Source organism: Castellaniella sp., from assembly GCF_034675905.1.
In the GTDB taxonomy this organism is placed as follows: Bacteria; Pseudomonadota; Gammaproteobacteria; order Burkholderiales; family Burkholderiaceae_B; genus Castellaniella.
The window spans coordinates 571,585-585,224 of the sequence record NZ_JAUCCV010000010.1 but is presented as its reverse complement, the minus strand read 5'-3'; the positions used below and the strand labels follow the sequence as shown (position 1 = coordinate 585,224).

Genomic DNA, 13,640 nt, shown 5'->3' with positions numbered 1-13,640 from the left:
ATGGACGGCGTCAGTCCCGATTACCAGGGCGAGCGGTTGTGCAGCATGTTGCGGGCGCGTGCTTCGGCCTGGGCGTTCAGCACCTCGGTGACGACACGTCCGACGAATTTCGCGCTCCGGCTCAGTGCGCGACCCACGGTGCGCAGGCCCTTCTTCAGGGACAGGGGCTGCGATTCGGTCAGAATCGCATGGGCGTAAGCGCGCTCCAGCGCGTCAGACATCAGGTTCGGGGTGGTAGTGGTGTAGGTATGGCTCATAACTGACTCCTGTTTCAGAAGCTTCAGATTTTCGACAAGTTCAGTATAGGGTAAACCCTAGGATAAAGCTAGGGGTAAACCCTAATCTTTATTTCTGAGCGCAAAAACCTGGGAAAGTGTGGTGAAAACCACCAATCCTGTGAAGGTTCAATGATCTGCAGGAAGTCGTTGGGGCGTGCGCATTGTCGCGGCACGCCCCTGTCCGGGAAGGCGTCTTACCCCTTGCGGGCAAAGAAACGCTGAAAGGCCGCCTGGGCCTCGGCGGACTTCAAGCGCTCAAAGAACACCGCTGCCTCGGCGTCCAGCACCTGATGGATGGTGTCGCGATCCGGCGCGCGCAGCAGTTGCTTGCTGGCGCGGACCGCTTGCACGGGTTGTGCGGCCAGCGCCTGGGCATAGGCGCGGGCAGCCGCCAGAGGATCGTCCTGGATATCGTTGATCAGCTGACCGGCGAGGGCTTCCTCGGCATCGAAGGGCTGGGCTTGCAGCAGCCAGCGGGCAGCGCGGCGCGGGCCCGCCAGGCGCGACAGCAGGTAGCTGGATGCGCCTTCGGGACACAGGCCCAACGAGACGAAGGGCAGGCGAAAGATCGTGCTGCGGTCGGCATAGACGGCATCGCAATGCGCCAGCAGGGTCACGCCCACGCCCACGGCCTGGCCCTGGACCGCGGCGATGATCGGCACATTGATGCTGGCCAGCGTGTGCAGGAAAGCGATGGAGCCCACGTCGCGGCTGCTGTGCGGCACCTGAAATTCCGCCAGATCGTTGCCGGCCGTGAAGTGGCCGCCCGCGCCGTGCAGGATGATCGCGGCACAGGCCGGATCGGCGTCTGCCGCCTGCAGCGCTTGATCGATCTCGCGGTACATGGCGTCAGTCAGCGCATTGCGCCGTTCAGGCCGGTCGATCAGGATTTCCAGAATCGGGCCCTTATGTTCAAGGCGGATCATGCGCAGGTCTCCGTGACGAAGCCGTCTCGTACAGACTGGGCGGCTTGTTGATATTCCTCGCGCAGACGGGCGACGATATCCGCCGTGGGCTGCACACTGTCGATATTGCCCACGCCCTGGCCGGCGCCCCAGATGTCGCGCCAGGCCTTTTTGTTGTCGCTGCCGAAGTCCGTACCGTGGGAGGCAGGAAGCTGATCGGGGTCCAGGCCGATGTTGCGCACGCAGGGTTTCAGGTAGTTGCCGGGGATGCCGGTGAAATAGGGGGTGTAGACGATATCGGCGGCGGCGGTATCGACGATCATTTGCTTGTATTCCGCTTGGGCATGGGCTTCGGTGCTGGCGATGAAGCGGGTGCCGAGGTAGGCGAAATCCGCCCCCATGGCCCGGGCGGCCAGGATGTCCTGCCCCCGGCTGATGGCGCCCGACAGACAGATGGGACCGTCAAAGATCCGCCGGACTTCGCCCAGCAGGGCAAAGGGCGACAGGGTGCCGGCGTGACCGCCTGCCCCGGCGCACACCAGGATCAGGCCGTCCACGCCTGCATCAATGGCTTTTTGCGCATGCCGCAGAGTCGTCACATCATGAAAAACCTTGCCGCCCCAGCCGTGCACGGCATCCACGACCTGGTTGGGCGCCCGCAGGCTGGTGATAATCAGCGGCACACGATGCCGGGCGCAGGTCTCAAGATCCGCCTGCAGGCGATCATTGGACTGATGGATGATGTGGTTGATGGCGTAGGGCGGAATCGGCCGGTCGGGCTCCGCCGCTTTCAGGGCGGCAAGGCTTTCTTCGATCTGGGTCAGCCAGACATCCAATTGCGCTTGAGGGCGGGCGTTCAGGGCCGGCATCGAGCCGATGATGCCGCTGGCGCATTGCGCGATGACCAGTTCCGGGCCGGATACGATGAACATCGGCGCCGCCATGACAGGCAGGGTCATGGCCTGATGCAGCGAAGTCACTAAAGGGTGAGGCATGAGGAGATCTCCTGCAGGATAATCCGCCCATTCTAATTCAAACGATCGTTTGAATCATGCGGAGTATCCCTAGTGTCCTGTTTCAGGAATCCCGGCACGTCGCGGCGCAGCCTGCGCGGCAGCGTCAGCCAAGAAAAACCCCTCGGGTCTGCGTAGACGCCGAGGGGCGGGAAAGCCAAGCCTGGATGGGGGATTACTTGGCCGCATCCACCATGTATTCGATGGCGGCTTTCAGCTCGTCGTCGGTGGCTTGCGAGCCCCCGCGTGGCGGCATGGCGCCCACGCCGGAAATCGCTTTTGCCAGCATGCTGTCCAGGCCCGTCTTGATGAAGGGGTCCCAGGATGCCTTGTCGCCGAATTTCGGCGCGCCGGCCACGCCTACCGAGTGGCAGGTGATGCAGACGGACTTGTAGATTTTTTCACCGACGCTGTTGCCGGCGGATGCCTGGGCAGCCGGAGCGGCAGCGGGTGCAGCGGGTTTTTCAGCTGCAGCGGGTGCGGGCGCCGGTTCAGCAGTTTTCGCTGCGACGACGGGCGCTGCCGGTGCGGCAGCAGGTGCAGCCGCTGGGGCGGCGGCCTGGTCGCCGGCGGGTTCTGCGGGTTCGGGGAAGCTGGCGCCTGATTGATTGGTCATGTAGACCACGGCGCGGGCGACTTCAAAGTCATCCAGCGAGGAATTGCCGCCCTTGGGAGGCATGGCGCCGATCCCGTGGATGGCGTTCTTGAGCAGATCGTCGAAGCCTTGTTTGATGAAGGGCGCCCAAGCGTCCTTGTCGCCGAATTTCGGCGCACCGGCCACACCGGAGCCGTGACAGGCGACACAGGTGGATTGGAATACTTGTTCGCCGGTCTTGAAGACCTTGGGCGCGTTGGCGTCTACCAGTTTGAATCCGGCCACCGGCTGGATGCGCTTGGCGATGGATTCCTCGGTCTGGCTGTTGGAGCCATAGCCCGTGCGGATCGACGAGCCCACCAGATTGACCAGCAAAATGATGACCGAAATCGGAATCACGAAGGCCAGCACGACCGTGATCAGCAGCTGTTTCGGTGTCTTGATGGGACTTTCGTGCCCGTGTCCGTGTTCGGCGTGTTCTGGAAGACTCATGATGGGTTCCTGGGATAGTGGAATGCGGCCATTGGCCTGCCGCCAGTGTCGTGTCGCCTGATTGCTTCTGTTACAGGCCTCAACCTTCGATTATAGCGACAGGCCCGGCACACTGCAGGGATAGGATAAACCCGCTACAATGTCGAGCCCTCGCATCGCAATGATTCGGGGCGGCATCGGCGGCTAGGCCGATGATCGTGGCGCCTGTAGTTCAATGGATAGAATAGGAGTTTCCGAAGCTTCTGATACAGGTTCGATTCCTGTCGGGCGCGCCAGTCCCTGAAGCCATAGACTCTGCGCGAGAGCATCTCCATCTTCGTGTGGAATCATCGCCGGTCAGGGCAACGTTGTGATCAAGTTTGCCATTCTTGCCATTCGCGCCCTTGGGTGATGAGTGGCTATGCAAACAGCTTTGCAATCTGCCCCATGGGCAGAAATAGCCGCAGTGGGGTTTGCTGGAAGGGCTGAAAGTCAAAATATCGGTAAAAGCTTTCGGCCCGCTCGTTTTTGGCATCCACAATGACCGCCATGGCCGCAATCTGTTGCGCGGCCCCTAGGCTGCGCAGCAGGGCATCGACCAGCAGGAATTCCCCGACACCTTGCCCACCGGCTGAACGATCCACTGCCAGCCGCCCGAGCAGTGTGACGGGCAACTGGCTGTAACGCGGCAAGCGCTTCATCAACTCTTCTGGCAGTTCGTCAACGGGGATGATGGAGGATGAAAGGGTGTAGAAGCCGAGCACCTTGAGATCACCCGGCTGCGTGAGCACAAAAGGCGCGGCCACGCGCTTTTCAGCGTCCTGCCGCGCCTGTTCGCGCAAGTAACGATTCAGGTCTTCATGGCCGCAATCGAATGACTTGCGCTCATGGGTCTTGGTCAGCGGGCTGATGTGCTCCGGCGTAAGGATGAGCGCCAATTAAAACCCCGCCTTCTGACGGTAGCTTTGGACGGCCTTTTGCAAGCGCGGCCCCGGCTCAGAAGGCGTGAGCAGCGCGCTCACGAACGCCACCTGTTCCTCACGGCTCAGGCGGATGACTTCGTGCTCCTGCACGATCTTCGCGGCGGCTTCTTGCGTGCTGTCGATGACCAGTTCGCTCAGGGTGCGTCCGGTCAGGTTGGCTGCACGTTGAAAAAAATCCTTCTGGTCGCTGGACACGCGCGCCTCCAGCCGAGCGTTGCGCGGTTTTTCTTGGGCTTCAGGTGTATGCAGCATGGTTGGCCTCATGAGAAATGGGTTTATGTTCTATGTCTCACCGTACGCCATTTGTCCGTACAAATCAAGATAAACAGCGTTTCCCGTTCTTCCTGCCTCCCTGCCGCCGCCCGCACGGCCTTTTCTCGCCGTTTATGGCACAAGGCTATGGCACTGGCAAACTGGAAATCGTTTCCGGTTCCTCCACTTTGTTGCTGCCCGGCAGAGGCAGGAGAATGTTCGCTGCGTCCTTGCCTCTCGCCACCTGCATCCGTAAGCCAAAATGGTTCACCTAGAGCGCTCAAGGTGCTGGCGCGTCTTGGCGCGGCGAGCGGCGAATTGAGCTTCGACCTCTGCCGCGGGTATCAGATTGCCTGCGTCGGCCGATGCTCTGGAGCGCCGCACTTTGTCTTGCAACCATGCATCGTACTGGGCCGCGTCTTGCTGGTCTTTGACATAGCTGCGCATGAAGTCACGAAGCAGTTGAGCGCCCGTGCGGTCATGCGCCTTGGCAGCGTCAGAGAAGTCGCTTTTCAGGTTTTCGTCGACACGGAATGTGAAGGTGGTTTCGTTCATTTTGCAGCCCTAATGTGTTACGCAGTAGTTTCATGGTAGCACGCACCCGCCAAACGATACGGGTTCGATTCCTGTCGGGACAGACAGTTTTCTCTCCGGCCTTCGTGCAGCTTTCGTCGCTGACGATGATCCGGTCAAGTCCGCATCATGAAGCGGCGTTCATCCTGAGTGAAACCTAGGGATTGATGAACACGTGTGCGGCAGGCCTGATGCCTGCCCCCCATCCGAGACGGCCAGCCAGTGCGTCATTTCCATGATTGCTGCCTCACGAATCTGCAGCGCAGGGTCCGTGTTCAAGGACCGCAGCCAGGCGCGCTTGCGGGCATCCGCAGATTCCAGGTCGTTCAGTGCCATACGTTCCTGTGGTGCGCAGCAAAGCGTGAAGTCGCTTTTGCCATCCCAATCCGCCGTCACGGGGAATCCATGGCGGCCCAGGCGCGCAGGGAACGTGATGTCGATGATGATGTCGCCCTGGCCCAAGTCGCAGCTCAAAAAATTATGGACGTCGTATACCTGAGTGCCGGTTGCGGATGCTCTCAGTGCGTCTGAAAAATAGGGTTGTTGGAAATCCAGGAGGTACGCGGCCATCCATAGCTGAGGGCGGTGGCCCGTCAGCGTCAGCCATTCGTGCGCGGCCAGGTGTTTCGATGAGCAGGTACCCCTCCATTCGGAAACGCAGTCCTTGGCGGTGTTGCCGCCGCGAGGGCGCGCGTATGGCATGTCCCGCAGCGACAGGAGGACATGGCGTAGCGACATCTGCTCATGGATGCCTGCATCGTGGCCAGCGATCAGCGGCAGGAAGTGGTCCCGCCAGTGGTCGGGCAATGGCGGGATGATGTGTGCGGATTGGGGGTTCAGGGGGCGCATGCGGCTTGTGACGGCTTAGAGGTGCAGCTGGTCCAGGATGGCCTTGATCTGCTGTCGCGCCGCCCCTTCCAGGGATTTGAGCGGCAAGGGCAGGCTGGGTGCGCCGACCAGGCCGCAGATTTCCGCCGCCGTGGCAGTGACCCGCAAGCTGCCATATTGCGCAAATAGAGCCCACAGCGGCGCCAGGCGATCCGATAGCCGGGTCGCCTCTTGTGGCTTGCCTGCCCGGGCGGCGTGGAAGATGCCCAGCGCAAGCTGCGGAAACAGTCCGCCGATGACGGAATACCATGCATCGCACCCGGCATTCAGGCCCAGTGCTGCAAATCCGTCGCCGCTGACGCCAATGGTCACATGGTCGGGAATCAGTGCGCGCAGGCGCATCACCCGTGCTTGTGCTGCCACAGGATCAGCCGGCACGCCGGGGATCTTGATCGAAGCCACTTTGGGCAGTTGAGCGATCCGGCCATGCAGCGCATCGCTGAATTCGAAATGCGTCGTGCCCGGATTGTCGTAGATGCAGAGCGGCACGGACAGGGAACGGGTCACGGCCTCATAAAGACCGAACACTTCGTCGTCGTTCAGTCGCTGGTAGGACATGGGGGCCAGCAGAACCCCGTGCGCGCCGGCTGTCTGTGCGTCTTGCGCCAGATCCAGCACATCCCGCGCGCGTAGGGCGCCGATCCCCACGATGACCGGGACGCCGTCGGCATGCTGGACAGCGAGCTGGGCCACGCGGAGCCGTTCGGCGCGGGAAAGATAGGCATAGCTGCCTGTCGAGCCCAGCGCGCCGATAGAGCCCACACCAGCCTGCGCCAGCCGCTCGATCAAGCGCGTGAATGCCGCTTCGTCGATGCCGGTCTCGGTCATGGGGGTCAGCGGAAAAGCGCTCAAGCCGGAGAACATAGTGTTTGCCTAAGGGTTGCCGTCCATCCAGTCATGGATGAGCCGGTTCAGGCCGCCTTGACCAAGGCCGAGTGAAACCGGGCGACGTAGTCTTCAAAGCTTTCCGTGTCGGCGGCTTCCAGAGCGGCCTGTTCCGCCAGGGAATCCTGAGCGGCCTGGTCGTAGGCCGCCAGGGTGTCGCCGGGCAGGCCGCGAGCATGCAGCGCCGCCCAATGGGCCTGGCTTTGCGCCAGGGTCCAGTCGTGGAATTCCTGGCCGCTGTCGCGCAACGCGGTCAGCAGACGCGCTGAAGGGGTGTGCTCTGGATCTTGTACTTTGGCATGCTGTCGCTGCAAAGCGGACAGGTGTTGTGTGTCGTCCGTGTGAGCGTCCAGCAATTCGGCGTAGGGGGTCATGCGGGTCAGGATGTCCTGAGCCCAGTCCTGCAAACCGATGGTTTGTTCGTCGTGCATCAGCGTCAGGCCGGGGCGGCGGCCTTCACGCGCCACCCGCGCGAAATTGGCCTGGCTTTCCTGGCAGGTGCCGGGGATGGGGAACAGCGGGCTGTCTTCCAGGGCGCAAAACAGCAGGAAGGCATCCAGGAAGCGACAGGTCTCGGCGGAAATGCCGGCAGGTTCCCAGGGGTCGATGTCCATGCAACGCACTTCGATGTACTGGATGCCGCGCTCGTGCAGGATGGTATTGGGGCGTTCGCAGCGTCCCGCCGTCTGTTTGGGGCGGATGGTGGCGTAGTACTCGTTTTCGATCTGCAGCAGGTTTGTGTTCAGCTGGATGCGCTGGCCATCGCGATGGGTGCCGATGGCCTCGTAGGCCGGCCAGGATGTGGTGACGGCGGTGTGGATGCGGGCCGTAAAGGTATCCAGATCGTTGTAGCAAAGATGCAGTTCAGACTGGGTGGGGCTTTTGTAGCCCAGATCGCTCATGCGCAGGCTGGTCGCCCAGGGCAGGCAGTAGGTGTCCGGGCTGAGGCGGGTCAGTTGCGATTCCAGGCCGGCATGCTGCAGGAAGCTGCGGGACATCGCGGGCGAGGCGCCGAACAGATACATCAGCAGCCAGGCATGCCGCATGAAATTGCGGATCAGTCCCATGTAGCCCGTATTGCGCCGTTCTTGCGCTGTATCGCCCTGCGACAGCAGGTCCCAGGCGGTTTCCGGCAGGGAAAAGTTGTAATGCACCCCGGCAATGCACTGCATGATCTTGCCGTAGCGCCAGGCCAGACCCTGACGGTAGACGTGTTTGAGCATGCCGGTGTTGGACGTGCCGTACCAGGCGACCGGGATGTCGGCTTCCGCCGGCAGGTGGGCCGGCATGGATTGGTTCCAGATGGCTTCGCCAGGGTTGCGTAGCGCCACGAACGCGTGGATATCCGTCAGTTCCTGGATCAGGGCATTGGGCGACAGGTCGGGGCTGGTGACCAGTTCCAGCAGCGCTTCGGAATAGTCTGTGGTGATGTGCGGGTTGGTCAACGCAGCGCCCAGCGCGAGCGGGTGTGGCGTGCGTACCAGCGCACCCTCGGCATCCACCCGTAAGCCTTCTTTTTCGATGCCGCGCCGGATCGCGCGCAGCAGTTCAGGGTGTGCAGCCAGCAAGCGGCGCCGGTCGGAGGCCTGGGTCATGATAAAGGGTACTGAGTTGGTCTGAATAAGCTGATTTTAGCTGACGCAGGCAGTCACCCAGGTATCCCTTTGGATCGGTGCGCACGGCTTGAAGGATGCGGCCAGTGCGCGGGTCAGGTGAACTTGTTCAGGTCCAGCAAATTGCGCTGCAGGGCTTGGGTGATCGCCGCCTGGCGGGATCGCACACCCAGTTTGTCGCAGAGGTTGGCGATATGAAAGTTGGCCGTCCGTTCGGTAATGCCCAGGATCCGGCCCATTTCCCAGCTGGTCTTGCCTTGGGATGCCCAGTACAGGCAGTCGTGTTCGCGAACGGTCAGTGGTGTCATGGATGTCCCCGCAGAGATATTGTCATCGGCTACCGTGCCCATACGTGAGTGAATGTATCATGAAGTGAGCATGTGATAAGGCCTGTAAGCAGGATGTTTTTGTCCGTTTTGATGGGGATCAATCCACGCGCCGGCGGGAGCGCCCTAAACCAGAGTGCTAGAATGAGATTCGACTTGGCGCCGATTTGCCTGATCCGCTTGCGGGCGCTCCATAAATCCAGCTAAAGAGGTCCTATGACCGCCATCGCCATTTCTCCCGATTCCGCCGCCGCTCCCGCGTCTGCCGATGCTGTGCGCGCTCCCGTGCCGACAGGCAGCGTCGGTTATGTCTCTCCCCAGTTCCTGTCGTTCGACGAACCGCTGACTTTGTCCAGCGGCCAGGTGCTGCCGTCCTATACGCTGGCGGTGGAAACCTATGGCGTGCTGAACGAGCAGCGCAGCAATGCGGTGCTGGTCTGTCATGCGCTGAATGCGTCCCACCACGTCGCCGGTATGGATGCCGCTCAGCCGTCCCAGATCGGCTGGTGGGACAATATGGTCGGCCCCGGCAAAGCCGTCGACACCGACCGATTCTTCGTCATCGGCGTCAATAACCTGGGTTCGTGTTTCGGCTCGACCGGCCCGACGACGATCAATCCCGCGACCGGCAAGCCCTGGGGGGCGTCCTTTCCCCTGCTGACGGTGGAAGACTGGGTGCGGGCGCAGGCGCGGGTCGCCGATCATTTCGGCATCGAACGCTTTGCCGCCGTGATGGGCGGTTCGCTGGGTGGCATGCAGGCGCTCAGTTGGGCGATCACCTGCCCGGACAGGGTGGGCGATTGCATCGTGGTGGCCAGTACCGCCCGCCTGACGGCGCAGAACATCGCTTTCAATGAAGTCGCCCGCCGCGCCATCCTGACCGACCCCGATTTCCGCGAAGGCGACTATGCTGCTCAAGGCGTGGTGCCGACGCATGGGCTGTCGGTCGCCCGCATGGTGGGGCACATCACGTACCAGTCGGACGAGGTCATGGCGGCCAAGTTCGGGCGCGCCCAGCGTGCGCCCAATGCCAATGGCGATTACCGGTATAACTATGACGTCGAGTTCGAGGTCGAATCCTATCTGCGGCATCAGGGGGAAAAATTTTCCCGCCGCTTCGATGCCAACACCTATTTGCTGCTGACCCGGGCGCTGGACTATTTTGATCCGTCCCGGACGACGGGCGGGGATCTGGCTCAGGCGCTGGCCCCGGTGCAGGCGCGGTTTCTGCTGGTGTCCTTTTCCACGGACTGGCGTTTTGCACCGGAACATTCCCGCGAAATCGTGCAGGCCTTGCTGAAGAACCGGCGTGAAGTCACCTATGCCGAAATCGATGCCCCGCATGGGCATGACGCCTTTTTGTTGGGCGATGTGCGGTATCACGCCATCGTGCAAGGCTATTACGATCAGATGGCGCAGCGTTTAGATCTGGGAGAACGCCGCCAGACGACGGGAGTGTTGGCATGAATCAGCGGGTGGCCGATGCGCAAAACCCTGGCAGCCTGACGGCGCCGCTTCAGACCGACGAGACGCCTCGTATTGACTTGCTGCGCATCGCTCAGTGGATCGAGCCGGGCAGCCGGGTGCTGGATCTGGGGTGCGCGGATGGTCATCTGCTGTCGTACCTGCAGCGTACCCGGCAGGTCCAGGGGGCTGGGGTGGAACTGGATGATGAGCGGGTGATTGCCGCCGTGCAGCGCGGTGTCCGGGTGATCCAGCAGAACCTGGAAGAAGGCCTGGCCCTGTTCGACGATCAACAGTTCGATACCGTGGTGTTGTCCCAGACGCTGCAGTCCATGCATCATACGGAACATATCCTGCATGAAATGGCGCGGGTCGCGCGCTACGGCATCGTCTCCTTTCCCAATTTCGGTTACTGGCCGCACGGCTGGTCGATTTTGCGCGGGCGCATGCCGGTCAATGACCAGATGCCGTACCAGTGGTACGACACGCCCAACATCCATTTATGCACGCTGCGGGATTTCCAGCTGCTGGCTGCCCAATTGGGCCTGCGCATCACGCATCTGGCCACCTTCCGAGGCGAAACGGAAATTCACTGGCTGCGCAGTTGGCGCAGCACGCTGGCGGTCTATCGGTTCGAGTCGCCTATGGGCAGGCAGGGATGACGGACGGCTGGCGCGTCTATGGACGCCGGCGTGTCGCTCCTTTGCTGGTGCTGGGTTTTGCCAGCGGCCTGCCGCTGGCCCTGACGTCCGGCACGCTGCAGGCCTGGGCCACGATAGAGCAGGTTTCCCTGCAAAGCATCGGGTTCCTGACCCTGGCCGGAACCGCGTATACCTTGAAATTTCTGTGGGCGCCGCTGGTGGATCGCTACGCGCCTCCCTGGCTGGGCAGGCGGCGCGGCTGGGTGTTTCTGATGCAGTGGCTGCTGGCGGCTTCCATTGCTGCCATGGGCTTCTTTAATCCGGGCTCTCAGCTGCAGACGCTGGCGTTGCTGGCGGTGTGGGTGGCGTTTTTGTCCGCTACACAGGATATCGCTTTTGATGCCTATAGCACGGACGTGCTGCGCCACGAAGAACGGGCGGCAGGCGCTGCGCTGAAGGTCATGGGCTATCGCCTGGCCATGGTCGTGTCGGGCGGCCTGGCCCTGATCATGGCGGATCAGTGGCTGGGCTGGGGGCGCACCTATATGCTGATGGGGGCGTTGATGGCGGTGTCGTCCCTGGCGACCTTGTGGGCGCCCGAACCGGAAAGGGTGACTCAGCCGCCGCGTGATCTGCAGCAGGCCGTCATCGCCCCTTTGCGGGAATTCTTCAGCCGGCCGGGCGCGTGGATGATTCTGCTGCTGATTGTGCTCTACAAGCTGGGGGATGCTTTTGCGGGCGCCTTGTCCACGACGTTTCTGATCCGCGGCGCCGGGTTCGATGTCACCGAAGTCGGCATGGTGAACAAGGTCTTTGGCCTGGTCGCCACCATCATCGGCGCCCTGGCGGGCGGCGGCCTGATGACGCGTCTGGGGTTGTATCGCGCCTTGCTGGCTTTCGGTTTGCTGCAGGCGGTCTCCAATCTGGGCTACTGGATGCTGGCGGTGACCCCGCCGCATCTGTATTCCATGGCGGTGGTGGTGGCCGTGGAAAACCTGTGCGGCGGCCTGGGGACGGCGGCTTTTGTGGCTTTGCTGATGGCGCTGTGCCAGCAGCGGTTTTCCGCGACGCAGTTCGCCCTGCTGTCGGCGCTGTCGGCCGTCGGCCGGACCTATCTGGCCGGGCCGTTGACGCCGGTATTCGTCGAACATCTGGGCTGGCCGTCGTTTTTCGTCATGACCGTGTTCATCGCCGTGCCCGGGCTGATCTTGTTGTGGTGGATGCGCGGCCTGGTCGGGCGTCTGGATGCAGATCTGGCCGCTTGAGGGCTCGGCGGCCCAGGCAACAGTTGGGCATGGCAGGTGTGGCGATATGTTTTGATGTCTGTTCGCAAACAATTTTCCGTTGTTTGTCGCCAAACCTGATCAGTTGACTCGTTTATTCTGGTTACCCCATCGTATCGGGCCATCGAGGCACGCATTTTCATGGTATCGAAACTACGCTTGTTGTTTGACCGCTTCACTCTGATTCTGATCGCCGTTGTCCTGGCGGCCACCTTGTTGCCAGCGCATGGCCAGGGGGCGGTTTTTTTCGAGTGGCTGACAGCAGCAGCCATTGCGCTGCTGTTTTTCCTGCATGGGGCGAAGCTGTCCCGTGAGGCCATCCTGGCTGGTGCGACGCACTGGCGCTTGCATGGTGTGATCTTCGTCTGGACCTTCGTCATTTTCCCGATTCTGGGCTGGGCGCTGCGGCCTGTGCTGATCCCGCTATTGGGTGAGCCCCTGTATGTCGGGATGCTGTATCTGTGCGTGTTGCCGGGCACGGTGCAATCGGCGATCGCCTTTACTTCGATTGCGCGGGGGAATGTGCCGGCTGCTGTGTGCGCCGCCTCGGCATCCAGCATCGTCGGCATCGTCATCACGCCCTTGCTGCTGCAGTTCTTGCTGCAGACGGATACTTCGGCGTTGGACAGCAGTTCCCTGCTGCAGTCCATCCTGCGTATCGGGCAGCAGATTTTTCTGCCGTTTGTCGCCGGTCATCTGATGCGCCCCGTGATCGGGCGCTGGATGGATCGCCATCGCAAATTGGTCACCAGCGTAGATCAAAGCTCCATCCTGCTGGTGGTGTACACGGCATTCAGCGAATCCGTGGTGGCCGGGCTCTGGCATCAGGTGGCCCTGCAGTCCCTGGTGCTGCTGGTGGTCTGCTGCTGTCTGCTGCTGGCCATCGTGCTGGTGCTCAACACTTGGTCCACCCGCAAACTGGGTTTCAATCGGGCCGATGAAATCACCATCGTCTTTTGTGGGTCGAAGAAGAGCATGGCGACGGGCGTCCCCATGGCCGGCGTGCTGTTCAGCGCCAGTGCGATCGGGCCGGTGCTGCTGCCGCTGATGATCTTCCATCAGATCCAGTTGATGGTGTGCGCAGTCCTGGCGCAGAATTATCAGCGCCAGGACGATCAGGCGCGTGATCGGCGCCGGGCCGCTGCCTGATCAGACAAGAAAAAACCCCGCCATCCCTGAGATGCGGGGTTTTGCTATTGGCCGCCGTCTGCAACGGCGATCGATGTGGTGCAGATCAGGCGGTCGTGTGCAGCAACGTGCCGACTGCGCCGCTGCTGGCCAGCTGGGGCGCAGTCGGCACGGAATTCACCAGGCTGAGGATGGTATTGGACTGACCATCCAGCACCTTGCGCAGCAGCAGGTTCTGGTTTTCTTGCATCATGGCCCAGTTTTGCAGGCCGGAAGCGGCGGCAACAGCGCTTTCAACGGAATCGGTCATGAATGGGCTCCTGGGAAATCGGGACTGCAATA

The 13,640-nt window shown here is 61.8% G+C and carries 16 protein-coding genes, 1 tRNA gene and 1 riboswitch; of the genes, 5 read left to right on the top strand and 12 right to left on the bottom strand.

Annotated features, from left to right (window positions below):
- Positions 1-20 precede the first annotated feature (20 nt).
- The 4 genes from VDP79_RS12965 to VDP79_RS12950 all read right to left on the bottom strand — a co-directional run bounded on the left by VDP79_RS12965 (position 21) and on the right by VDP79_RS12950 (position 3,283).
- Positions 21-257, bottom strand: a complete 237-nt coding sequence (locus tag VDP79_RS12965; protein WP_323018596.1) for a hypothetical protein — start codon at positions 255-257, stop codon at positions 21-23.
- Between the two features lie 215 nt (positions 258-472).
- Positions 473-1,204 (bottom strand): enoyl-CoA hydratase/isomerase family protein, encoded by a 732-nt coding sequence (locus tag VDP79_RS12960; RefSeq protein WP_323018595.1) that lies wholly within the window; start codon positions 1,202-1,204, stop codon positions 473-475.
- Complete coding sequence (locus VDP79_RS12955; RefSeq protein ID WP_323018594.1) at positions 1,201-2,178, bottom strand: nitronate monooxygenase; 978 nt, start codon at positions 2,176-2,178, stop codon at positions 1,201-1,203. The genes VDP79_RS12960 and VDP79_RS12955 overlap by 4 nt, the downstream gene beginning before the upstream one ends.
- A 193-nt stretch (positions 2,179-2,371) precedes the next feature.
- Positions 2,372-3,283, bottom strand: a complete 912-nt coding sequence (locus VDP79_RS12950; RefSeq protein WP_323018593.1) for a c-type cytochrome — start codon at positions 3,281-3,283, stop codon at positions 2,372-2,374.
- A gap of 200 nt (positions 3,284-3,483) precedes the next feature.
- Here VDP79_RS12950 and VDP79_RS12945 point away from each other — a divergent pair.
- Positions 3,484-3,558, top strand: a tRNA-Arg gene (locus VDP79_RS12945).
- Between the two features lie 123 nt (positions 3,559-3,681).
- Here the strand turns inward: VDP79_RS12945 and VDP79_RS12940 are convergent.
- The 7 genes from VDP79_RS12940 to VDP79_RS12910 all read right to left on the bottom strand — a co-directional run bounded on the left by VDP79_RS12940 (position 3,682) and on the right by VDP79_RS12910 (position 8,764).
- The gene (locus VDP79_RS12940) at positions 3,682-4,200 is read right to left on the bottom strand and encodes a GNAT family N-acetyltransferase (protein WP_323018592.1); all 519 of its coding nucleotides are present in this window, start codon (positions 4,198-4,200) and stop codon (positions 3,682-3,684) included.
- On the bottom strand, positions 4,201-4,497 hold the full coding sequence (locus VDP79_RS12935; protein ID WP_323018591.1) for a DUF1778 domain-containing protein: 297 nt from the start codon (positions 4,495-4,497) through the stop codon (positions 4,201-4,203). It abuts the gene before it with no gap.
- A 267-nt stretch (positions 4,498-4,764) separates the two neighbouring features.
- Complete coding sequence (locus tag VDP79_RS12930; RefSeq protein WP_323018590.1) at positions 4,765-5,052, bottom strand: hypothetical protein; 288 nt, start codon at positions 5,050-5,052, stop codon at positions 4,765-4,767.
- 159 nt (positions 5,053-5,211) lie between these two features.
- Positions 5,212-5,919: a hypothetical protein gene (locus tag VDP79_RS12925; protein WP_323018589.1), complete on the bottom strand. Its 708-nt coding sequence runs from the start codon at positions 5,917-5,919 to the stop codon at positions 5,212-5,214.
- 15 nt (positions 5,920-5,934) lie between these two features.
- Entirely contained in the window at positions 5,935-6,822 is an 888-nt protein-coding gene (locus VDP79_RS12920; RefSeq protein ID WP_323018588.1) for a dihydrodipicolinate synthase family protein, read from the bottom strand.
- Positions 6,823-6,869: 47 nt separating this feature from the next.
- Entirely contained in the window at positions 6,870-8,438 is a 1,569-nt protein-coding gene (gene gshA / locus VDP79_RS12915; protein ID WP_323018587.1) for a glutamate--cysteine ligase, read from the bottom strand.
- A 113-nt stretch (positions 8,439-8,551) separates the two neighbouring features.
- Positions 8,552-8,764, bottom strand: a complete 213-nt coding sequence (locus VDP79_RS12910; RefSeq protein WP_323018586.1) for a helix-turn-helix transcriptional regulator — start codon at positions 8,762-8,764, stop codon at positions 8,552-8,554.
- 167 nt (positions 8,765-8,931) lie between these two features.
- Positions 8,932-9,010: riboswitch (SAM riboswitch) on the top strand.
- On the opposite strand from VDP79_RS12910, the gene metX reads away from it, so the two are divergent.
- The 4 genes from metX to VDP79_RS12890 all read left to right on the top strand — a co-directional run bounded on the left by metX (position 8,999) and on the right by VDP79_RS12890 (position 13,319).
- Positions 8,999-10,249: a homoserine O-succinyltransferase MetX gene (gene metX, locus VDP79_RS12905; RefSeq protein WP_323018585.1), complete on the top strand. Its 1,251-nt coding sequence runs from the start codon at positions 8,999-9,001 to the stop codon at positions 10,247-10,249. It overlaps the preceding riboswitch by 12 nt.
- Positions 10,246-10,908: a methionine biosynthesis protein MetW gene (metW, locus tag VDP79_RS12900; protein ID WP_323018584.1), complete on the top strand. Its 663-nt coding sequence runs from the start codon at positions 10,246-10,248 to the stop codon at positions 10,906-10,908. The genes metX and metW overlap by 4 nt, the downstream gene beginning before the upstream one ends.
- A complete protein-coding gene (locus VDP79_RS12895; protein ID WP_323018583.1) occupies positions 10,905-12,152 on the top strand; it encodes a muropeptide transporter in 1,248 nt (415 codons plus the stop codon). The genes metW and VDP79_RS12895 overlap by 4 nt, the downstream gene beginning before the upstream one ends.
- A 159-nt stretch (positions 12,153-12,311) precedes the next feature.
- Positions 12,312-13,319: a bile acid:sodium symporter family protein gene (locus tag VDP79_RS12890; RefSeq protein WP_323018582.1), complete on the top strand. Its 1,008-nt coding sequence runs from the start codon at positions 12,312-12,314 to the stop codon at positions 13,317-13,319.
- Positions 13,320-13,404: 85 nt separating this feature from the next.
- On the opposite strand, the gene VDP79_RS12885 is transcribed toward VDP79_RS12890, so the two are convergent.
- Positions 13,405-13,608, bottom strand: coding sequence for a hypothetical protein (locus VDP79_RS12885; RefSeq protein ID WP_323018581.1), 204 nt, complete (start codon positions 13,606-13,608; stop codon positions 13,405-13,407).
- Between the last annotated feature and the right edge of the window lie 32 nt (positions 13,609-13,640).